Annotated in this window: 16 protein-coding genes and 1 pseudogene; 2 read left to right on the forward strand and 15 right to left on the reverse strand. The window is 68.9% G+C overall.

Annotated elements, in window-relative coordinates:
- The coding region (locus NBW77_RS18015) for a hypothetical protein (protein WP_250280049.1) at window positions 1-442 on the forward strand (442 nt) is incomplete at its 5' end.
- Between the two features lie 264 nt (window positions 443-706).
- On the opposite strand, the gene NBW77_RS18020 is transcribed toward NBW77_RS18015, so the two are convergent.
- The 8 genes from NBW77_RS18020 to NBW77_RS18055 all read right to left on the reverse strand — a co-directional run bounded on the left by NBW77_RS18020 (window position 707) and on the right by NBW77_RS18055 (window position 9,497).
- Window positions 707-1,357: a toll/interleukin-1 receptor domain-containing protein gene (locus tag NBW77_RS18020; RefSeq protein ID WP_165486259.1), complete on the reverse strand. Its 651-nt coding sequence runs from the start codon at window positions 1,355-1,357 to the stop codon at window positions 707-709.
- A 230-nt stretch (window positions 1,358-1,587) separates the two neighbouring features.
- Window positions 1,588-2,193, reverse strand: coding sequence for a hypothetical protein (locus NBW77_RS18025; RefSeq protein ID WP_131748028.1), 606 nt, complete (start codon window positions 2,191-2,193; stop codon window positions 1,588-1,590).
- Between the two features lie 152 nt (window positions 2,194-2,345).
- Window positions 2,346-3,722 (reverse strand): lytic transglycosylase domain-containing protein, encoded by a 1,377-nt coding sequence (locus NBW77_RS18030; protein WP_131748030.1) that lies wholly within the window; start codon window positions 3,720-3,722, stop codon window positions 2,346-2,348.
- Between the two features lie 153 nt (window positions 3,723-3,875).
- A complete protein-coding gene (gene cimA / locus NBW77_RS18035) occupies window positions 3,876-5,492 on the reverse strand; it encodes a citramalate synthase (RefSeq protein WP_250280050.1) in 1,617 nt (538 codons plus the stop codon).
- A 300-nt stretch (window positions 5,493-5,792) separates the two neighbouring features.
- Window positions 5,793-6,470, reverse strand: coding sequence for a Crp/Fnr family transcriptional regulator (locus NBW77_RS18040; RefSeq protein ID WP_131748032.1), 678 nt, complete (start codon window positions 6,468-6,470; stop codon window positions 5,793-5,795).
- Window positions 6,471-6,596: 126 nt separating this feature from the next.
- On the reverse strand, window positions 6,597-6,983 hold the full coding sequence (locus tag NBW77_RS18045; RefSeq protein ID WP_131748034.1) for a CBS domain-containing protein: 387 nt from the start codon (window positions 6,981-6,983) through the stop codon (window positions 6,597-6,599).
- A gap of 285 nt (window positions 6,984-7,268) precedes the next feature.
- A complete protein-coding gene (locus NBW77_RS18050; protein ID WP_131748036.1) occupies window positions 7,269-8,198 on the reverse strand; it encodes a branched-chain amino acid transaminase in 930 nt (309 codons plus the stop codon).
- A gap of 255 nt (window positions 8,199-8,453) precedes the next feature.
- Window positions 8,454-9,497 carry a 3-isopropylmalate dehydrogenase gene (locus NBW77_RS18055; RefSeq protein WP_131748158.1) on the reverse strand — a complete coding sequence of 348 codons (1,044 nt, stop codon included), beginning with the start codon at window positions 9,495-9,497 and terminating at the stop codon, window positions 8,454-8,456.
- Between the two features lie 342 nt (window positions 9,498-9,839).
- On the opposite strand from NBW77_RS18055, the pseudogene NBW77_RS18060 reads away from it, so the two are divergent.
- Window positions 9,840-10,631, forward strand: a pseudogene (locus NBW77_RS18060) (EAL domain-containing protein); the annotation flags it as partial.
- A gap of 695 nt (window positions 10,632-11,326) precedes the next feature.
- Here NBW77_RS18060 and leuA read toward each other — a convergent pair.
- The 7 genes from leuA to NBW77_RS18095 form a co-directional block, all read right to left on the reverse strand.
- Window positions 11,327-13,015 (reverse strand): 2-isopropylmalate synthase, encoded by a 1,689-nt coding sequence (gene leuA / locus NBW77_RS18065; protein ID WP_207387150.1) that lies wholly within the window; start codon window positions 13,013-13,015, stop codon window positions 11,327-11,329.
- 257 nt (window positions 13,016-13,272) lie between these two features.
- On the reverse strand, window positions 13,273-14,085 hold the full coding sequence (locus tag NBW77_RS18070) for a septum formation family protein (RefSeq protein ID WP_250280051.1): 813 nt from the start codon (window positions 14,083-14,085) through the stop codon (window positions 13,273-13,275).
- Between the two features lie 138 nt (window positions 14,086-14,223).
- Window positions 14,224-15,813, reverse strand: a complete 1,590-nt coding sequence (gene serA, locus NBW77_RS18075) for a phosphoglycerate dehydrogenase (protein ID WP_131748041.1) — start codon at window positions 15,811-15,813, stop codon at window positions 14,224-14,226.
- Between the two features lie 153 nt (window positions 15,814-15,966).
- Window positions 15,967-16,968, reverse strand: a complete 1,002-nt coding sequence (gene ilvC / locus NBW77_RS18080; RefSeq protein ID WP_250280052.1) for a ketol-acid reductoisomerase — start codon at window positions 16,966-16,968, stop codon at window positions 15,967-15,969.
- Window positions 16,969-17,078: 110 nt separating this feature from the next.
- Window positions 17,079-17,603: an acetolactate synthase small subunit gene (ilvN, locus tag NBW77_RS18085; RefSeq protein ID WP_131748043.1), complete on the reverse strand. Its 525-nt coding sequence runs from the start codon at window positions 17,601-17,603 to the stop codon at window positions 17,079-17,081.
- A gap of 3 nt (window positions 17,604-17,606) precedes the next feature.
- A complete protein-coding gene (locus NBW77_RS18090) occupies window positions 17,607-19,457 on the reverse strand; it encodes an acetolactate synthase large subunit (RefSeq protein WP_284346950.1) in 1,851 nt (616 codons plus the stop codon).
- A 207-nt stretch (window positions 19,458-19,664) separates the two neighbouring features.
- On the reverse strand, window positions 19,665-21,578 hold a 1,914-nt coding region (locus NBW77_RS18095), incomplete at its 5' end, for a PDDEXK-like endonuclease domain-containing protein (protein ID WP_250280054.1).

The raw sequence follows: 21,578 nt of genomic DNA on the forward strand, positions 1-21,578 counted from the left end.
GGCCCGCATCCATGTTCGGCACTGCGGTGAGGCATTTGTCAAGAATGGATCCCGGACGTGCCGTGAGGACGATCTTCTCCACCTATCAATCCTTTTCTGGCCGAATCAAGATTGTCGGTCGAGCGGAAGACTATACGGCAATGTTGTCGAGGAGATCTTTACTAAGCTGCGCATGAGGCGGATGGTCCGTCTGCGCCGGAACGCGCCGGCTGTTGCGGCCCTCACCGCGCGCTTTCGCGTGAAAGACGACGCAGATTTGCGTGCGGTGCGGCGACCCGTCGGCGCCCGGGAATTATCCGGCCATGACGTACGCTCGTGCGGGTGGCAGCCATCAAGATCCAGCGATGCCATCATGGTGGAGCGGAAGATGGCGCGCCCTCCGATGTCGCATCAGTGCGTCGGCGAAACGGCGGCCGGCTTCACCGCGGGAGTAATGCTGTAGCACTTCGAACAGGTCTGCTCGCCGGCCGGCCAGTGCTTCTCGCTACGCGTGCCGAAGACCTGCTCCATGCGCGACCGGGTGTCGTGATAGATGGGTGCGTAGCCTGCGGCCGTGTTTTCGTTCGAGGGAACATGGGTGCGTATCAAAACATCCTCCCCAGATGAGAACTCGTTCGTCAGCGTAGGTTAATTCGCTCTTATCGTCAAGCGTCGTCGTCGACTTGCGGTTGCACAGGTCGAGGTGAAGGGTTAAATTCTCTGCGGATCAGGTCGGGTTAATCTTTCTGACCTGCGGTTTCAGCCAGGAGGTGCCTCGGTCGAAAGTGGGGACCGGGTCGCCGCATCTCTCCCCTCTTGCGCTGGCCTTCGTGTTCGCCATCGACGACGGCCACTTCCGAGGCCGCCGCTGAACCTCAGCCGCCGGCCACCATCCGCGCCGATCCGCCGGCCGGCTGAGCCCAGGGACGACCCCAACGACGTGCGCGGCTCCAGGATCGTCCCGTCGTTGGGCCGGGCGTCCGGTGACGCGGTAACGGCCCGGCTCGGGCGTAGCGGCACCGCGACACCCGCCGCTACCCGGCCTGACCAGCACCGATGTCATCCCAGCTGGCCGGTCGCGGTAAAGCTCGTCGCGGATCAGCGCCGCCTCGAACTGCACCCCGCGACCCTCGTCCGGAGCGGCGTCCCCCTCGGCCCGGCGACGGTACTCCGGCGAAGCGATGATCAGTACGTGGTCGGCGGCACGGACCTCGGCGAGCATCCACAGCGGCCAGTCCTGCCGCCGTTCGGCCGCGGGCTTGTCGAGCTTCGCGTCAATCCCCCGCGACCTCAGGAAGATCCACAGATCGCGGACGGTGTCGTCATGCTCAGGCGACCCGTGGGCATAGGAGACGAACACCCGGGGCGGACGGTCCACCAGCGTCGCACCGCCACCGCTACCAGGACCACCACTATCAGGGCCACCGCCGTTCTCTGGAACGCCCCGCCACGCCCCCCCGCCGCCATCGGACAACCACTGTCATCGGACAACGGGGATGATAAGCGAACTCGGGTGACAGTCCACTCACCGAGGCGGTCCGCGGTGGCGGAACGTGGGCGCGTCCCACCACCGCCATCCTGCGCTTGCGGCAGGCGTCCCGCTCGTGCTTACCGCGGGGAGACCAGCCAGGGATTGCGCAGGTCGAAGTAGAAGAGATCCGCCATCAGCGCGTTCTCCTGCTCCATGAGCCGGGCCACCTCGGGCGGCGGCTCGGCCCGCTCGCCCGTGCGGGCCGCCTCCTCGGAGGTGAAGTAGACCGCCTGGGTGAAGGTCCCGTCGCCGGCCAGACCGGCGGTCGCGCCCAGGATGTCCGGGCGAAGGCCCGGGGCGAGGCGTTCGAACTCCCGGCCGAGCGCGCGCAGCCGCTCCGCGTCCGTCGTCCGGCCCTGGATGACCTGGACGAACCCGGCATCGTCGGAGCCGCCGCCCATCATCTGCTCGACGTCGGTGTAGTCGTGGAAGACGACCTCCCCGCTGAACAGCTTCGCCGTCTCCATCCACCACTGATGCTGCTCGGGCCGCTCGCTGTTGCGTCGCGCCTCCTCCGCCGAGGCGAACCGGGCGAGCCCCACGAACATCCCGCCGTCGGTCACGCCGGCCGTGGACCCCAGCCAGCCGGGCGCCGTGGGAGCGAGGTCGGCCACCCAGCGGTCCAGAGCCGAGCGCACCTCCTCGACATCGCCGACCCGGCCCTGAAAGACCTGAAGGAACATGGTGCCCTCCCCGACATCGCCGCGAAGCCGCGATCGCCACAAGATCGTGATCGCCACAAAGCTGTGGCGGACCATCGATCCGGAGGAGTCAGGCTATGCCCGACACACGCCTACCGCCATCTGGACGGTTACTTTCCGCTACAGCGAAAATGTCAGGGCGTCGACGCCGCGCACCCCGCCGCGCTCGGCAGCGCAGTCGCCTCGATCCGCGGGACCCTGTTCGCGGCGGCATCGCGAAACGCCTGACCGTCGGCTCCGACTCCGACTCCGACTCCGACAACGGCGGAGCCGGAGTCGACGATCGCGACACCCGCCGGGCCGGGTACGACCGACCACCCTGGGCACGACCCACCGCCCGCACCCGGACCGGTCGTGGACGCCGTCGGTGTTGCTGTCGGCGACGACAATGGCGACGCCGCGACCGGAACCGGATTCGCAGCCGGCGACGGGGAAGCGCTCGGGGTTGGAGTCGGAGCCGGAGCCGCCGAGGTGGGCGCCGAGGACGGGTACGCGCGCGGGGTCGGGGTCGGAGTCGAACTCGGGGCCGGCTCCGTGAGGCTTACCGTGTGCACCTGCGGCTGAGCAGCCGCGGCCGGCGCCGGCGTCTTCGCCTGCGCGGGCGTCCTGGCGTCCGCCCTGGTACCCGCCGCGGCCAGCACCGCCGGATCCGCGGACGCGTATTCGTCAGCCCACGCCAGGACGGTACGGACATACTCGTCCGACGGGTTGTAGCTGTGAACCGCCGCTGTCAGCCGCTCGGGAACGCTGAGGTCGCCGGCCCGGCACAGGTAACCCGCGGCGGCGAGCGTCGCGTCACTGATGTTGTCCGGGGATGCGGTGCCGTCGCCGTTGCCGTCCCGACCCGCCCATTTCCAGGTGGACGGGATGAACTGCATCGGGCCGACCGCCCGGTCGAGTTCGGTGTCGTGGTCGAGTAGTCCCCCGTCGGTGTCGGTGATCCGTGCAGTGCCGGCGGAGCCGTCGAGCCGTGGCCCGAGAATCGTCGGGGTGACCGTGCCGTCCGCGCTGATCTGCCGGCCGATGGCGTGACCCGACTCGACCTTGCCGATCCCGGCCAGCACCGGCCAGGAGAGCCGGCATCCGGGCCGCTCGATGTTGATCCGCGTGGCCGCGCCCCGGTAGGCGGCCAGCACCCGGGTGGGGATGGCGAGATCCGCGCCGGTCAGCCTGACCCTGCCGTCCCCGCCGGTACCGGTCGGCGTGGCCGCGCTCGTGGACGCGGTGGACACAGTGGACGCGTTCGCGGTGGTGGTGATCGGCGGGGCCTGTGCGGCCACCTCGGCGGCGAGGCGGTCCTCGTCCGCACGCGCCGCGTCCCTCGACAGGACGGACGCGGGGAGATCCCCGCCGCGTTCCAGCCGCCCGTCCACCGAACCATGGTCACCCGGCCGCTCGCCCTGCCGTGACCAGGAGTCCGAGGCCTGGGGAGCCGCCGCGACCGACGCGGCGACCACGACGAGCGCTGTAAGCCCGAGGACCCGTGCATCCCGCACCACAATTCGCGGCACAGACGTCCTCCCCCGAAGCGGTTATGTTACCGGCAGTCGGGATCAATGGTATTCATCCACACTCATACGGTGGCTTTCCGCGGCGTGTGCCAGAACCTGACATTCCGCGGAACATGAACGAAACAACGGCCACCCCCGGAACGGCCCCGGATGTCAGGCGTCCCGGTCGACCCTTTCGCCCTGGCGGCGCAGACCGTAGGTGACGGCGTCCTGCAACGCCGCCCAGGACGCGGCGATGATGTTCTCGTCGACGCCGATCGTGTCCCACCTGTCGCGGCCGTCGCTCGTCCCCACCAGCACCCGGGTCACCGCTCCGGTGCCGGATCTGCCATCGAGGATGCGCACCTTGTAGTCGACGAGGTCGAGGTCCGCGAGGCCCGGGTAACTCTTCTCCAGTGCCTCCCGCAGCGCCCGGTCAAGGGCGTTGACCGGGCCGTTACCCTCGGCGGTCGACACCAGCCGCTCCCCGCGAGAAAAGATCTTCACGGTCGCTTCGCTCACGACCTCACCATCGGGCCGCTGTTCGACGATCACACGCCACGACTCGAGGGTGAAGAACCGACGCTCGCCTTCGACCTCGTCGCGCAGCAGCAGCTCGAAGGATGCCTCCGCCGCCTCGTAGGCGTAGCCGCTCGCCTCCCGCTCCTTCACCAGCTCCACGACCCGCCCGAGAGCCTCCCGCTGACCGGACAGGTCCAGCCCCAGCTCCCGGCCCTTGAGTTCGATCGTGGCCCGGCCCGCGAGTTCCGAGACCAGCATCCGCATGTCGTTACCGACCGTGGACGGGTCGATGTGCTGGTACATGTCCGGGTCCACTTTGACCGCGCTGGCGTGCAGCCCGGCCTTGTGCGCGAACGCGCTCGCGCCGACGTAGGCGCGGTGGGTGTCCGGAACGCAGTTGGTGATCTCGTCGATGGCGTGCGAGACCCGGACCAGTTCGGCCAGCCTGCCCGCGGGCAGCACCGGGCGTCCCAACTTGGTCTCCAGCCCCGCGACGACGCTGAACAGGTCGGCGTTTCCGCACCGCTCGCCGTAACCGTTGGCGGTGCCCTGCACATGGGTGGCCCCGGCATCGACCGCGACCAGGGTGTTAGCGACCGCGCAGGCCGCGTCATCGTGACAGTGGATACCCAGGCGCGCACCCGTGGCGGCACCGACGGCGGCGACAACATCACCGATACGCATCGGCAGCATTCCGCCGTTGGTGTCGCAGAGGACGACGACCTCGGCACCGGCCTGCGCGGCGACCCGGACCATCTCCAGGGCGTAGTCGGCGTCGGCACGGTGACCGTCGAAGAAGTGCTCCGCGTCGACGAACACCCGCTTGCCCTCGGCACGCAGATGCGTCACGGTGTCCCGGATCATCGCCAGGTTCTCGGCCGGGGTGGTGCGAAGTGCCCGCTCGACATGGCGGCGATCAGCCTTCGCGACCAGGCAGACAACATCCGTGCCGGCGTCGCGCAACGCCGCGACCTGAGCGTCGTCGGCGGCGGCGATACCAGCCCGCCGCGTCGCGCCGAACGCGGTGAGAACGGCATGATCCAGGCGCAGTTCGGTTCGGGCACGGTGGAAGAACTCCGCGTCCTTGGGGTTCGATCCGGGCCAGCCACCCTCGATGAAGCCGACGCCGAACTCGTCGAGGTGGCGGGCTACCGCGAGCTTGTCGCCGACCGACAGCGAAAGCCCCTCCTGTTGGGTCCCGTCACGCAGCGTCGTGTCGTAGACGTGGAAGGACCCGGGATCACCTGGCAGCGCGTTACCTGGCAGCACAATGCGCCTCTCACCTGCGTTTCACCTGCGTTCGCGGCGGACCCGGAGCCTGTTCGGCGGATGGTCGACCGCATCGACCGACATCCACCGGACAGGCCCGACCGCAAGGGGTGTCACGCGTCCGGCAGCGTGGGTTGGCAACCGGTACGCGCGACGATGGCGGGTTCACCGCCGACCGCCCACTTTACGAGACGTGCTGCGGCCCGAACCACCGACATCGGGTTCGATCAGTCCAGGATGCCGGGACCGTCCCCGAATCGCTGCAAAGCGGCCATTCGGGGGGAAGCCGCAGGGGAAGCCTCAGTCGCCGGCGAAGCGCCGCAGACGGTCGACCTGGAGGATGGTGACCGTCTGCCCTTCGGCCAGGATCCAGTTGCGCTTCTCGAAGTCCCGCAACGCCTGATTGACCGACTGGCGCGAGCCACCCAGCAGAGAAGCGATCTCCGTCTGGGTCAGGCCGAGCTCGATGAGCGGACGGCCGGCCTCCCGCATCCGCAACAGGAGCAGCTTGGCGACCCTGCGGGGCAGGTCCAGGAAGACAAGGTCGGCGTTTGCCCCGGTCAGCCGGCGAACATGCGCCACCAGTGCACGGATGAGCTGTTCGGCCACGGCCGGCCGCTCCCGTACCAGTTCCCACACGGCGGCCCGGTCGAGGACGAGAGCCTCGCTAGGCTCCAGAGCCTCGACGCTGGCGGATCGGGGACCGGCCTCGACGATGTTGAGTTCACCGAGGGTGTCGCCGGGGCCGGCAATGTTGAGGACGTGGTCGCGGCCGTCGTCAGCGGTCGTGAGAACTTTCAGCCGGCCGGAGGCCACTACGAGCAACGTGTCAGATGGATCACCTTCAGTAAAGACAACTTGGCCACGGCGATACCGGCGCGCGACAGACCTCGCCGCAAGACGCGCCAGGGCCTGCTCGTCCAGTTCCTTCAGCAATGTGGTCGCCCGGAGCAGCGCGACCGCCTCTTCCTCCAGCACACCGTGACCGTAGCGCCAATGTCGGGAAATGTGGGCGGCGCACGCCTCACTTTGACAGTGATGTGCGCCCGTAGAGCGCAAAATCCACCCAAGGGGCCAGTCGATCAAACGGAAGCACGCCGGTAGCTAAACAACCGCACGCCGACTGCTCCAGCAACGCACTACGTCTCGCATGGACAACACACCCGCCACCTCGCCACCCGCACAGACGATCAGGTGCCGAAATCCGCCGCGAAGCATCGAAGCGGCAGCATCGTCCAGCGACCAGTCAGGGTCCGCGAACACGACGTCACGAGTAATGTGATCGCCGGCCAGCTCGACATCCGGGTTCTGGCCCGCGGCCACAGACAACAGTACATCACGCTCGGTGAGGATGGCGTATCCCTGGCCGTCGACATCGTGCACAACGGCCGCCCCCACCTTTCGGGCGGCCATCAGCCGTGCCGCCTGACGCAGGGTGTGCCCGGGACCGATCATGAGGACCAGAGGGCTCATTCCGTCACAAACCCGCATCACGGTCTCCCTGAAGCTTGTGAACTTGTGAAACAAGAACGTGACAGGAGACGTTAGGCGCAGAAAGGTCCGCTGGCCAGGCTATGGGTTTCAGCGTGGCGAACAGCGGGGAAACGACGCGCCGCCATCCGCAGCCACACCGCGGTGCTGGCGGCAGCGTGGCTGCGGCTGGCGGGCAGGCGGTGGACGGATGGCGGGCAGGCGGTGGGCGGTGGGCGGATGGCCACGGCACGAACCCCCCTCCGCGGCCACGCCGGGCCGGCAGGAGGGTTGTCGGGCGGCGTGTCAGGCGTCCCGGGCGAGCTCGTTCCAGTTCTTGTAGCGGTCGAGCTCCCCGCGGGTCGCCTGGTGGAACAACTCCAGCAGCTCACGGGTGATCGGTCCGGGCCGGCCCGTCCCGACCGCACGGTCGTCGATCTCGACGATCGGCACCATCTCGGCCGCCGTTCCGGTGAAGAACGCCTCGTCCGCGAGATACAGGTCGGTGCGGACGATGTGCTGTTCCCGGACCTCGTAGCCCTGGTCCGCCGCGATCTGCATGATCGACGCCCGGGTGATGCCGCCGAGCGGACCGTCGCTGAGCGGCGGGGTGATCACCGTGCCGCCGGACACGATGAAGACGTTCTCCCCCGAGCCATCGGCGATGTGCCCGTTGGGGCTGGTCAGAATCGCCTCGTCATAACCGGCCTTGAGCGCCGCGACCTTGGCGAGCGACGAGTTGAGATACTGCCCGGACGCCTTGGCCGCCGGAGGAATGATGTTGCTGTCATTGCGGCGCCAGGTGGAGACGGTGGCCCGGCAGCCGTTCTTCTCGGCCTCGGCGCCGAGATAGGAGCCCCACGGCCAGACCGCGATCATCACCTCGATGGACGACGGCAGTGGGTTGAGACCCATTTCGCCGTACCCCAGGTAGATCAGCGGCCGGATGTAACAGGCATCGACCTTGTTGACCGCGACCGTCCGCTTGATCGCGGCGATGATCTCCGCCTGGGTGAACGGCGGATCCATCATGTAGATCTTGGCGCTCCGGTACAGCCGGGCGACATGCTCGGTCAGCCGGAACACCGCGCTGCCGCGAGCGGTCGAGTACGCCCGGATGCCTTCGAAGACACCCCAGCCGTAGTGCAGGGTCGGGTTGAGGACGTGGATGCGGGCGTCGTCCCAGTCGACGAACTCGCCGCTCATCCAGATTTTTGACGTCGGTGTAATGGACACGAGTGACTCCAGGCGTGAACGACGCGGTTTACGGGCGAGTGAGTGACGATCGCGCCGATCTTCGCCGTGGTCAGGCCCCGTCGGCTGCCGTCGTACCGGATCTACGGCCCTTCCGAGGATAGCGTCCCACGAGCCGTGGACATCGGCTTGCGCGCATTCCGCCCTGACCGGTTTTCCGCAGGTCAAGGCAGGTTCGGACAGTTATCTCTCAGACGCATGGCCCACGGGCCCGCCGGCGAGAGCACCCGGACGGTCTCAACCGGCGACGCGGGCCGCCAGGTCCTCACCCACCTCGCGGGTGGAAAGCTGGTAGCCCGCTGATGATCCGGTCCTCGACCGGGACCGGTGGGCCAGGGCCGCCGCGACCGCGGCCTCGACCCGAGCGGCGTCATCGACGCGACCCAACTGCGCCAGGAGCATCGCGACGGACAGCACCGTGGCGGTAGGGTCGGCGATACCCTGGCCGGCGATGTCAGGCGCACTGCCGTGCACCGGTTCGAACATGCTCGGGTTCGCCCCGGAGGGGTCCAGGTTGCCGCTGGCGGCCCGCCCGATACCACCCGTGATCGCCGCGCCGATGTCGGTGAGGATGTCACCGAACATGTTGTCGGTCACGACCACGTCGAAACGTCCCGGGTCGGTCACGAAGAACATCGATGCCGCGTCCACGTGCTGGTAGTCGACCTGCACGTCGCCGAACTCGCCCGCGACCTCGGCGACCGTGCGCAACCACAGGTCGCCGGCCCTGGTGAGGACGTTGGTCTTGTGGACGAGGGTGAGGCGCCGCCTCGGCCGCGACTGCGCGCGGCGAAACGCGTCCCGCACGACGCGTTCGACACCGAAACGGGTGTTGAGGCTCTCCTCGGTGGCCACCTCGAACGGCGTGCCACGCCGCAGGGTGCCGCCGGCACCCACATAGGGACCCTCGGTTCCCTCCCGTACCACCACCATGTCGATGTGGGGCTCGCCCGCAAGCGGAGTGGCGACCCCCGGATACAACCGGACCGGACGCAGGTTCACGTAGTGGTCGAGTTCGAAACGCAGCCGCAGCAGCAGCCCGCGTTCCAGGACGCCGCTGGGTACCCCGGGGTCACCGACGGCCCCGAGCAGGATCGCGTCGTGCTCACGCAGCTCGGCGAGCACCGAGTCCGGCAGGGTTTCACCGGTGGCGTGCCAGCGGCGCGCGCCCAGGTCGTAGTCGGTCGTCTCCACCTTGGGCTCGACGACCCGCAGCACGCGCAGACCTTCCGCGACGACCTCTGGTCCGATGCCGTCCCCGCCGATGACCGCAAGCCTCATGGGCGCGACTGTAACCGGCCGCGCGGCAGCGCCGACGCCCGACCCCACACCGCCCACGGTCACCGGGAACCGACAAACCGGACCAGCTGCCCGACAAACGCGGGAAACCCGGCGGAACTGCCGACCTCCCAATCCAACCTGTTGATCGACAAATGTCTGACCAGGGAAAACGCGTAGCGACACGCGAAACGACACGTCGAAACCAACGAAGGTTCTCACGTACAGTCCACGGATCACTTGTCACGACTCCGTCCGGCGGTGACACCCGGACCGTACGGACGTGGCAGGAACCCACATGTTGGACAGGTACGGCATGCGACGACACAAGGGGGTGGACGGCGCATGCTCACAGAAGAACTTCTGACCGCGGACGAGCACGGTGCCGACGACGGGCACGGTCCCGACGACGGGCACAGCTCCGACGACGGGCACGGTCCCGACAGGGCTGCGACCCGATCGGGTGGCTGGGCCGACGCGCTGCGCCGGGCACTGGACGATCCCGGTCAGCCACGGATCGTCTTCCAGCCGATCGTCGACCTCCGGCGCGGCGTCATCGCCGGTTACGAGGCGCTGGCCCGGTTCGGTCGGCCGAGCGCTCCCTCACCCGACCTGTGGTTCGCCGCCGCGGACCGGGCCGGAGTCGCCGCGCAGCTGGAGGCCCGGGTGCTGCGGTCGGCCCTGCTGGCACGTGAACGACTCCCACCCAACTGCTTCCTCGCCGTCAACGTCATGCCGCATCTGCTCACAGCCCCGGAGGTCGCCGCCACCTGGCTCGACGCCGACCTGAGCCGGCTCGTCCTCGAGCTGAACGAGGCGGTCAGCGTCGAGCTGGTCCCCGAGCTGACCGCGACCACACAGGCACTGCGCGACCGCGGCGGCTTCATCGCCATGGACGACGTCGGATCCGGCTACGCGGGACTGCGCCAGATCGCCCAGATCCATCCTGAACTCGTGAAACTCGACCGGGATCTTGTCGCCTGTGCCGACGGCGACCAGGTCAGGGGTGCGCTGACCGAACTGGTCAACACCTTTGCCAACCGGCTGGACGCATGGGTGATCGCCGAAGGGGTCGAACGCGACGAAGAGCTGGCGATGCTCGTCGGGCTCGGCGTCGCGCTCGGGCAGGGTTGGTACCTCGGCCGCCCCGCTGCCACCTGGCAGCGCCTCGACCCCGTGGTTTCCCGACGCATCCGCCTGCTCGCCCAACGGACCGACCGCGGCGACACAGTGGGAAGCCTGCTTGAACGGGTACGCATCTCCTTCATGGACGACCATCCCTTCAGGAACGACCGCGCGGTGCGGGACGACCACCCGCACCGCGGTGTCCCGCAGACGGCGGGCTGCTGGCTGGACCTGCTGTCACGCCCGCGGTCCGGCGTGGGCGGCCGCGGCCCGACGGTCGTGGTCAACCGGCGGTATCGCCCGATCGCACTCGAGCTTTCCGGACGCGGCCCCGGCGCCGGCCCACCCGGCGCCGGCCCACACGGCGCCACCACCACCCGGCGCGTCCCGGTCAGCATGATCGCGCGACCCGACGAACACGTCGCCGACGTGGCACGCCGGGCGATGGACCGCGCACCGTCACACCGCTTCGACCCGGTCGTCGTGGTCACCGGGATGGGACGACCAGTGGGTCTGGTCCGCGTCGAACGGCTGATTCTGCGCCTTACGGAGATGTCCGGACCCTTTCCGGACCTTCGCAACGATCCTCGCAACGATCCCCGCAACGATCCCCGGAAGTCACCGGGCCGGCCGCCGCAAGCGCCCGGCCCGGCGCCCGTCCGAACCGACGGCCGGCCGGGCGCTCAGGTGGGCGCTCAGGTAGGCGCTCAGCCCCCGGTGACGATGCGCCGGTCGCGCGAGGCCCTGTTGACCGCGCTGACCACCGCCCGCAGGGACGCGGTGACGATGTTGGGGTCGATCCCGACGCCCCAGAACACCCGGTCCCCCACGGCCACCTCCAGGTAGGCGGCGGCACGGGCGTCCGCACCCGACCCGAGGGCGTGCTCGTGGTAGTCCAGCACCCGTACCTCGACGTCGCGTTCGCTGAGCGCGGCCACGAACGCGTCGATCGGGCCGTTCCCGGTACCGGTGATGACCTGTTCACCCCCGTGGATGCGCACCGAGACGTTCACCTCGTCGCGCTCCCCGTGAGCCGCGGTCGTGCGGGAACCCAACAGCTCCAGCGGGGCGTCCGCGTCGGACCCGGCGAGGAAGTACTCCCGCGAGAAGATCTCCCACAGCTGTCCGCCGGTGACCTCCCCACCGGCGCCGTCGGTGTGGCGTTGCACCACCAGGGAGAACTCGATCTGCAGCCGGCGCGGCAGGTCCAGGGAGTGCTCCGACTTCAGCAGGTAGGCGACACCGCCCTTGCCCGACTGGCTGTTCACCCGGATGACAGCCTCGTAGGACCGGCCGAGGTCCATCGGATCGATGGGCAGGTAGGGCACCTCCCACAACCGCTGCCCGGTCCGCTCCATCGCCTCGAAACCCTTCTTGATGGCGTCCTGATGGGAGCCGGAAAAGGCGGTGTAGACCAGGTCGCCCCCGTAGGGATGGCGAGGATGCACCGGAATCTGGTTGCAGTACTCGACGGTCCGGCGAATCTCGTCGATGTCACGGAAGTCGATTTCCGGATCGATGCCCTGGGAGTACAGGTTCAGTCCCAGTGTCACCAGGCAGACGTTGCCGGTGCGTTCCCCGTTGCCGAACAGGCACCCCTCGATCCGGTCGGCACCGGCCATGACCCCGAGCTCCGCGGCGGCCACCGCGCAGCCACGATCGTTGTGCGGATGCAACGACAGCACGACCGAATCCCGCCGGGTCAGGTTGCGTGACATCCACTCGATCTGGTCGGCGTAGACGTTGGGCGTCGACATCTCGACGGTCGCCGGCAGATTCAGCACGACCGGCCGGTCCGGCGTCGGCTGCCAGACGTCCATGACCGCCTCGCAGACTCCCAGGGCGTAGTCCAGCTCCGTGCCGGTGAACGACTCGGGGCTGTACTGCCAGCGGACGTTGGTACCGTCCAGCAACTTCTCGGCATAGCGGGCGCACCACTGCGCGCCCTGGACGGCGATGTCGGTGACGCCGTCTCGGTCGAGCCCGAACACCACCCTGCGTTGCAGCGTCGACGTCGAGTTGTACAGGTGGATCAGGACCCGCGGCGCGCCGACGAGCGAGGTGACCGTACGCTCGATCAGCTCCTCACGCGCCTGGGTGAGGACCTGGACGGTGACATCGTCCGGAATATGGTCACCCTCGATGAGCTCCCGGATGAAGTCGAAGTCGGTCTGGCTCGCGGCGGGGAATCCGACCTCGATCTCCTTGTAACCCATCCGCACCAGCAGTTTGAACATCTGCATCTTGCGCGCGGGGGTCATCGGGTCGATCAGTGCCTGGTTACCGTCGCGCAGGTCGACGCTGCACCACCGGGGAGCGCGTGTGATCGTACGAGCGGGCCACGTCCGGTCAGCCAGGTCGACGGGAACGAACGCCCGGTACTTGTCGATGGGCATGCCGGAAGATTGCTGCGATGTGTTCACTGCTCTGCTGCTCCTGCTTCGGTGAAAAACCTGCGGCGGCCAGCGCGCACCGAACTCCGCGACGAGGAGGCCGGCCTGGTTCAGGCCCCGTCGCGGCAGCTAAGAAGCAGAAGCGCATACATTGCTGGGTGAGCTTACAACCTCAGGGCCTCCGGCGGCACGCAGGAACGTGCCCATCAGGTCGCTTCGCGATCCGACGGGTCCCCCGTGATCGCACCGACTTCGGCCGACTACGCCGGCACACCGTGCGCCCGCAGGGAACCGGCCCGCGGTTGGAGATCGTCTGCGCGGATGGTGCACACGACGCCGCGCGCGCCGGCCAGCCATCCCGATTCCTCCGGGTAGATCGACGCGGCCTGCGTGTGCGGGGCCGCGTCCGCGGTGCCGAGGATGTTCCGCGAGGCGCCCGCACAGTCGGTCGTGGCCGCCGCGCCCAGGGCGGGCCGGCCCGGCCAGACCGTGAAGGTGCCGGTGAGATCGACGATGCGGGTCACCTCGTCCACATGCGGCTGGTCGCACGGCACCCGGACGGGCGTGACCTCATGATCCGGATCCGGGCTCCATGCCAGGCAGTCCCCCGGCCGCAGAGCGGCCAGCAGGGACACCCCGACAACGAACCGCTGGGTGCGGCCGGGCACCGTTTCCGGGCTCAGGTCAGGACCCGTGCCGGGTACGCCGGCCGTCGCGTGCTCCTGTGCCCGCGCCGGAATGCCGGCCGACGGAGCGGGCGCCGAGACCGCAGCCGTCCGCGGGCCACCGTGACGCAGCAGGAACAGACCGAGACCCGCCATCCCGGCCAGGAGCGTCAGCAGTGCCACCAGCCTGGTGGCTCGGCGACCACGCGGGGAGTACGGCGCCCACACCCAGCGGTTGAAAGCACCATATACACCGCGATGGGCGGGTTCCACCCGGCAGTGGCCCGGCGGAATCCCACCCGTGGACACTGCGCGCTCGTCCGCCGACGGCTCGACGAAACGCGCGGAACGTACAAATGTCTCATCGAGGCGCAACCCCTCGAACGGGTCCCGACCATCCCGAGCCATGGCTTTCACGGTAAACCCATGACAGCGTTTCCCACACCATGGCGGGCGAACCTGGTGCCAGGTCACCAGCAACCGACATCCGACCCACGGTCGGACAATGCCGGCCCGATGGATCAGGCCGTCGGACGGTCCCCCGACCTACTCGTCACTCAGGCTGACCGAGCGGGCGGCGGACGCCCCGATGATCGTCGCGATCTCGGCCAGGACGTCCTGCGGCACCGCATCGTCGAGCGAGAGCGACATCAGCGCCTCACCGCCCGCCTTCCGCCGGCTGACCTGCGCACTGGCGATGTTGATCTGGGCTTCGCCGAGCAACGCGCCGACCGCACCGACGACGCCCGGACGGTCGGAGTACCGGAAGAACGCCAGGTGCGCCTGCGGTCGGAGGTCGACCTCGAAGTCGTCGATCGCGGTGACCTTCTCGACCTGGCGGGGGCCGATGAGCGTGCCACTCACCGATACCGGCGTCCCGTCCGCCAGCACGCCGCGGACCGTGACCAGGTTGCGGTAGTCGGGGCTCTCCTCGGACGTCTCCAGCGCGACGTCGAGTCCCCGTTCCCTGGCCAGCAGCGGCGCGTTGACGTAGGTGACCGCTTCCTCGACGACGTCGGTGAACACCCCCTTGAGCGCGGCGAGCTGCAGCACCGACACGTCGTAGGCGACGATCTCACCGCGGACCTCGACCGTGATCGCGGCGGCGAGGCCACCGGCGATTCCGGTGAACAGCTGGCCGAGCTTCTCAGCCAGCGGCAGTCCGGGCCGCACGTCCTCGGCCACCACACCACCGGCCTGCACGTTCACCGCGTCCGGGACGAACTCGCCGCGCAGCGCCAGGCGCACCGACCGGGCCACGGCCAGGCCCGCCTTGTCCTGCGCCTCCTGCGTGGACGCCCCCAGGTGCGGGGTGACCACGACGTTGTCCAGTTCGAACAGGGGCGAGGACGTGGTCGGCTCGGTGGCGAACACGTCGATGCCGGCGCCACCCACCCGGCCGTCGCGGACGGCGTCGGCCAGGGCCGCCTCGTCGATGAGCCCGCCGCGGGCGTCATTGACGATGATCACGCCCGGCTTGACGCGTTCGAGCTCGTCCTTACCGATGAGTCCGAGCGTCTCCGGGGTCTTCGGCAGGTGGATCGTGATGACGTCGCTGATGCGCAACAGCTCGTCGAGGTCGACCAGATGTACCCCCATCTGGGCGGCGCGGGCCACGGACACGTACGGGTCGTAGGCGACGATCCGCATCCCGAAGGCGGACAGCCGCTGCGCGACCAGCACGCCGATGCGGCCGAGCCCGACCACCCCCGCGGTCTTGTCCACAAGTTCGACCCCGACGTACTTCGACCGCTTCCACTCGCCGGCTCGCAGCGCCGCGTGAGCCGAGGGAATCCGCCGTGCCACCGCCACCAGGAGCGCCACCGCGTGCTCGGCGGCGCTGACGATGTTCGACAGTGGGGCGTTGACAACCATGACACCACGGGTCGTCGCGGTTGCGACGTCGACGTTGTCCAGCCCGATCCCGGCGCGGGCGACGACCTTGAGCGAGCGGGCGGCCGCCAGCACCTCCGCGTCCACCCTGGTCGCGCTGCGCACGATCAGTGCGTGGGCGCCGGGGACCGCGGCGAGCAGCGCGGCCCGGTCGGCCCCGTCCACATGACGGACCTCGAACTCGCCGGACAGCAGCTCCAGCCCGGCCGGTGACAGCTCCTCGGCAACCAGGACGACGGGCACGGTGAGGCTCCTCGGTGAAGACGGCGCGGGCGGGGGCGATCCCTCTAAGGTGTGAACGGCTGCGAGCGCGACCCAGCGTACCGACTGACAAAGCCTCCCCGGATAGCGGCTTCGTGGGCGGGCCGCTATCCGGGGAAGCCCTGTCGTCCCAGGTCAGTCGGTGGGCTTCGCGATCCAGGACATCAACGGACGGAGCCGGGCACCGACCTTCTCGATCGGGTGGTTCTTGCCCTCCTCGACGAGCTTGGTGAACTGCGGGCGTCCCGCGTCGTCCTCGGAAATCCACTCGCGGGCGAACGACCCGTCCCGGATCTCAGCGAGAATGCGGCGCATTTCGTCTTTTACCGCCGGCGTCACCACCCGCGGTCCGCGTGTGACGTCGCCGTACTCGGCCGTGTCGGAAATCGAATACCGCATCTGGCTGATGCCACCCTCGTACATGAGGTCGACGATCAGCTTCAGCTCGTGCAGGCACTCGAAGTAGGCCACCTCGGGTTGGTATCCGGCCTCGACCAGCGTCTCGAAGCCGGCCTGCACCAGGGCACTCGCGCCGCCGCACAGCACCGCCTGCTCACCGAAGAGGTCGGTCTCGGTCTCCTCGGTGAAGGTGGTGCGCAGCGCGCCGGCGCGGGTGCCGCCGATCGCCTTGGCGTAGGCGAGCGCGAGCGCGAAGGCGCTGCTCGACGCGTCGGCCTCCACCGCGACCAGCACGGGAACGCCCTTGCCCTCGGTGAAGGTCCGCCGGACCAGGTGCCCCGGCCCCTTCGGAGCGACCATGAACACGTCCACGCCGGCCGGCGGGTCGATCAGACCGAAGCGGATGTTGAAGCCGTGGCCGAACGCGAGCGCCTTGCCCGGCGCCAGGTTCGGCGCGATGGACTCCGCGTAGATCTTGCGGTGGGCGGTGTCCGGCGCCAACAGCATGATCACATCAGCTTCGGCGGACGCCTCGCCCGGGGTGAGCACCCGCAGGCCCTGCTCGGCGGCCTTCGCCCAGCTACGGCTGCCCTCGGGCAGGCCGACCCGGACGTCGACACCGCTGTCGCGCAGGTTGAGTGCGTGGGCATGGCCCTGGCTGCCGTATCCGATGACAGCGACCTTACGATTGATGATGTTGTCGAGCGACGCGTCTGCGTCGTAGTAGATCTCGGCCATCGTGGGCGACACTTCTTTCTCTGGATGAGGAAAGGACGGGTTGGTCATTGCCTGACCCGACGCCTGACCCGACGCCTGACCCGACGCCTGACCCGACGCCTGACCCGGCGCTAGGCGGTTCGGTCGAGAGCACGCAAACTACGGTCGGTAATCGATCGGGAGCCTCGACCGAGCGCTACCATGCCGGACTGGACCAGCTCCCGGATCCCGAACGGCTCGAGCATCCGAATGAGCGCGTCGAGCTTGTCGCGGGTCCCGGTGGCCTCCACGGTGACCGCGTCAGGCGCGACATCGACCACCTTGGCGCGGAAGAGCTGGACGGTTTCCAGGACCTGCGAACGGACGGACATGTCCGCCCGCACCTTGATCAGAACAAGCTCGCGGCGGACCGCCACCGCTGGGTCCATTTCAACGATCTTGATGACGTTGATCAGCTTGTTGAGCTGTTTCGTGACCTGTTCGAGCGGTAGCTCATCAACGGTCACGACAATCGTCATCCGGGAGATGTCATCGTGCTCGGTCGGTCCGACCGCGAGCGACTCGATATTGAAACCGCGCCGGGAGAACAGTCCCGCGACCCGGGCAAGAACGCCGGGCTTGTTCTCCACCAGCACCGACAGCGTGTGCGTGGACACGACCTAAACCTCTTCGTAGTCGAAGTCGGGCGCGATGTCCCGAGCGATCCTGATCTCGTCGTTACTCGCGCCGGCGGCGACCATCGGCCACACCATCGCATCCTGGTGGACGATGAAGTCGACCAGGACCGGCGCGTCGTCGATGGCCATCGCCTTCTCGATCGTCGCGTCGACCTCGTCCGGCGACTCACAGCGCATACCCACACAGCCGAGCGCCTCGGCGAGGCGCACGAAGTCCGGCACCCGGCGCGGGCTCCGTCCGGAACCCTGCCCGGCCCGCTGCCCGGCACCGCCCGGATGGGTGCCGAGTTCGGTGTTGGAGTAGCGCCGGTCGTAGAAGAGGGTCTGCCACTGCCGGACCATGCCGAGCGCGCCGTTGTTGATGACAGCAACCTTGATCGGGATGCCTTCCAGTGCACAGGTCGCCAGCTCCTGGTTGGTCATCTGGAAGCAGCCGTCACCGTCGATCGCCCACACGGTCGCCTCGGGCCGGCCCACCTTGGCGCCCATCGCCGCGGGCACGGCGTAGCCCATCGTCCCCAGGCCGCCGGAGTTCAGCCACGTGTACGGATGCTCGTAGGAGATGAACTGTGCCGCCCACATCTGGTGCTGGCCGACCCCGGCGACGTACAGGGCCTCCGGGCCGGCGATCTTCCCGATCCGCTCGATGGCGTACTGCGGGGCGATCGAACCATCCGGAGGCACGTCGTAGCCGAGCGGGTAGGTCCCCCGCCAGCCGTCGATCTGCCGCCACCAGCCACCGAGGTCCGCCCGCGGCTCCGCCTGCAGCGCGGCGACGAGCTCGACGATCACCTCTCGGCAGTCCCCCACGATCGGCACGTCCGCGACCCGGTTCTTACCGATCTCAGCCGGGTCGATGTCGGCGTGGATGACCGCGGCCCGCGGCGCGAACGACGCGAGCTTGCCGGTCACCCGGTCGTCGAAACGGGCACCCAGGGTGATCAGCAGGTCGGACTTCTGCAACGCGGTCACCGCGGCGACCGACCCGTGCATCCCGGGCATGCCCAGGTGCTGCGGATGGGAGTCGGGGAACGCCCCGCGGGCCATCAGCGTCGTCACCACCGGAATGCCGGTGAGCTCGGCAAGCACCCGCAGTTCGCGGGCGGCACGGGCCTTGAGCACCCCGCCGCCGATGTACAGGACCGGGCGGCGGGCGGAAGTGATCAGCTTCGCGGCCTCCCGGACCTGCTTGGCGTGCGGTCGGGTCACCGGCCGGTAGCCGGGCAGGTACAACGTGGGCGGCCAGATGTCACCGGGGAGCACCGCGGTCGTTGCCTGCAGGATGTCCTTGGGCAGGTCGACCAGGACCGGCCCGGGCCGGCCCGTCGAGGCGATGTGGAACGCCTCGGCGATCGTGCGGGGGATCTCATCGGCGGACTGGACAAGGAAGTTGTGTTTGGTGATCGGCATCGTGATGCCGCAGATGTCAGCTTCCTGGAAGGCGTCGGTGCCGATCGCCGCGCTCGGCACCTGGCCGGTGATCGCCACCATCGGCACCGAATCCATGTAGGCATCCGCGATAGGCGTGACCAGGTTCGTCGCGCCCGGCCCGGACGTCGCGATGCACACCCCCACCCGTCCGGTGGCCTGGGCATAGCCCTCGGCGGCGTGCCCGGCACCCTGCTCGTGGCGGACCAGGATGTGGCGGAGGCGTTCGGCGTCGTACAACGGGTCGTACAACGGGAGGATCGCGCCGCCGGGGATGCCGAAGACCACGTCGGCTCCGACCGCCTCCAGTGAAAGCACGAGCGACTGCGCTCCAGTGATCTCTCTGCTCATCTGATCGTCTTCCTTGGCGTTGCGCGGTGGTGACAGGTGGGTCGTGCCGGGCATAAAAAAACCCCCCGTGCCAGGAGGCACTGAGGGGCGGCGCACGCAGCCTGTGATCGACTAGAGTTTCCGATCGACTACGCGCGCTCTACAAGTACGAGGATGCCGAAGAGCATGCGTCTACCTTCCCCGACATCCGTGCGCCCGTCAAGTTCCCCGGCATCCGCACCGTGAAACGTCAGCGTTTCTTCACTGCGCGGCAGCATTTCTTCACTGCGCGGCCTCCAGCAGATCGTCCAGCCCCTCGTCCGGCACCAGGGCCATCGGCTCCCACTCCACAGCACCGGACGGCACAGCGACACCGGATGATGGCCGGACGTGGGTCGATCCCGGGCCGCCGCCCGTCCACACCGGCATGGACGGGGAGATCCCGAGCCCGTCGAGCGTCTGCCACAGCCCGGTCAGCGCGGCTTCGGGATCGAAGTTGTACTCGGATCCGCGCACCCGCCAGAAACGCCATCCGGCCCGTTTGAGCTCGCGTTCCCGGGCGAGATCGGCCTCGATCTGCTCGGGGCTGGAATGCCAGGCGTCGCCGTCGCACTCGACCGCGAGCTTTGCCGCGCCACCGGTCACGACCAGGTCGATGCGACGGCCGTTCACCTCGACCTGCGGGGTGACCGAGAAACCCCTGGCGCGGATGTCGAGGAACACCCGCTGCTCGAACAGGCTCTCGAACGGCCGGACCGGCACGTCCCGGCGCACCACGGTCGCAAAACCGTCCGGCGCGCCGGTGTGGGGTCGGGTCCGCAGGTACGTCAGGTAGGAGTGGCGCAGATCGGACGGGTTCAACGCGTCCGGGGTGACCGAGTGGAACAGCCAGACCTGGTCGCGCGCCCGGGAGGCGGCCACGTTGAACCGGCGCTGGTACTCCAGTTTCGTCAGGGCCATGGTGCGCGTGTCCGGGGCGAGGACCATCGACAGGAACACCACATGACGCTCGTCGCCCTGGAAGTCCGGCGGGGTGCCGATCCGCAGCCGCCGGTCCTCCTGCTCCTGGCGGGACATCCGGCGCAGCAGGGCGTTACGGATGAGATCGGCCTGCGCGTTGCCCTGCAGCACGATCACACCGAACGTCCTGCCCTCGTAGGCGGGGTCCGCCGCGCACCGCAGCAGCTGCATGACCAGCGCCTCGGCCTCGACCTGGTTGCGCAGGGTCGCGTTCTTCCCCTCGTTGAACGCCCCGGGTACATACACCGTCCGCAGTGGTTCCAGCCGATCGGAACCGAACTGCCGCAACGGGACAAGGGGTGCGTCCCGGTAGAACATGCTGCTGGACCACTCGATGATCTCCGGCATGCAGCGGAAGTGCTCCCGCAGCCGGATCACCTGGCCGAATCGGGACCGCAGGATGGAGAACAGGCTGGAACGTGGGGTGAAGGACACCCGCAGATAGCTCGGCAGGTCCGGCAGAAGCTCGTGCAGCCGCGCGAAGATCGGATCGAGTGCGCCCAGCGCCACCTCCGGAGGGGTGCACTGCCGGTCGTCCCCCACCACGATCACCCGGGGCGCGAGCCACAGCAGGAACAGGCTTTCCAGGCTCGCCTGGCTGGCCTCGTCGACGATCACCACGTCGAAGCTGTCCCGCACCGGCGGGATGGTCGACAGCACGTCCGGCACCGGCATGATCCACGCCGGGACCGCTGCCTGCGCGTCCCGCATCGCGTCGCGGGCGGCCCGGCTGAACTGCGCGGCATGCCGGCCGAACCCCTTGCCCCGCGCGTCGATGGCGGCACGGTAGCTCTGCAGCGCCGCGACCTGCGCGGCGTTCATCCGCTCCAGGCAGTGCTGCCAGGCCTGCTCGGTCGCGAGCGTCGCGGTCGCGGCGGCCAGGGACTGCTCGGCCGCGGCCAGCTCCGCCTCGAGGCGCGCTTCGCGACCGGGCGCGCGCTCGGAGTCGAAGAACGCACGGGCCCGCGCCCAGGCCCAGGCGGCGGGCAGCCGTGCCAGCCGGGCGTCCCACACCGGATCATCGCAGGTCTCGGTGAGCAGCGCCGCCAACCGCGGATGCGCCTGGTGCAGCCTCGCCCGAAGGGCCTCGCAGCGGCGCTCAGCGGCCTGTTCGGCGTGCGCGCCGGCGAGCGCCGCCAGCCGGTCGGCGTACCGGTCCGGGTCGCGGGCGCGCAC

Source organism: Frankia sp. Cppng1_Ct_nod (assembly GCF_920656135.1).
GTDB classification, from domain to species: domain Bacteria; phylum Actinomycetota; class Actinomycetes; order Frankiales; family Frankiaceae; genus Protofrankia; species Protofrankia meridionalis.

Excerpts from the sequence above, each read along its gene's own strand:
- NBW77_RS18025 (WP_131748028.1), bottom strand. The coding sequence starts at position 2,193 with ATGTTCCTTCAGGTCTTTCAGGGCCGGGTCGGCGATGTCGAGGAGGTG.
- NBW77_RS18045 (WP_131748034.1), bottom strand. The coding sequence starts at position 6,983 with ATGCGGGTTTGTGACGGAATGAGCCCTCTGGTCCTCATGATCGGTCCC.
- NBW77_RS18055 (WP_131748158.1), bottom strand. The coding sequence starts at position 9,497 with ATGAGGCTTGCGGTCATCGGCGGGGACGGCATCGGACCAGAGGTCGTC.
- leuA (WP_207387150.1), bottom strand. The coding sequence starts at position 13,015 with ATGCCCATCGACAAGTACCGGGCGTTCGTTCCCGTCGACCTGGCTGAC.
- NBW77_RS18070 (WP_250280051.1), bottom strand. The coding sequence starts at position 14,085 with ATGGCTCGGGATGGTCGGGACCCGTTCGAGGGGTTGCGCCTCGATGAG.
- ilvC (WP_250280052.1), bottom strand. The coding sequence starts at position 16,968 with ATGGCCGAGATCTACTACGACGCAGACGCGTCGCTCGACAACATCATC.
- NBW77_RS18090 (WP_284346950.1), bottom strand. The coding sequence starts at position 19,457 with ATGCCCGGCACGACCCACCTGTCACCACCGCGCAACGCCAAGGAAGAC.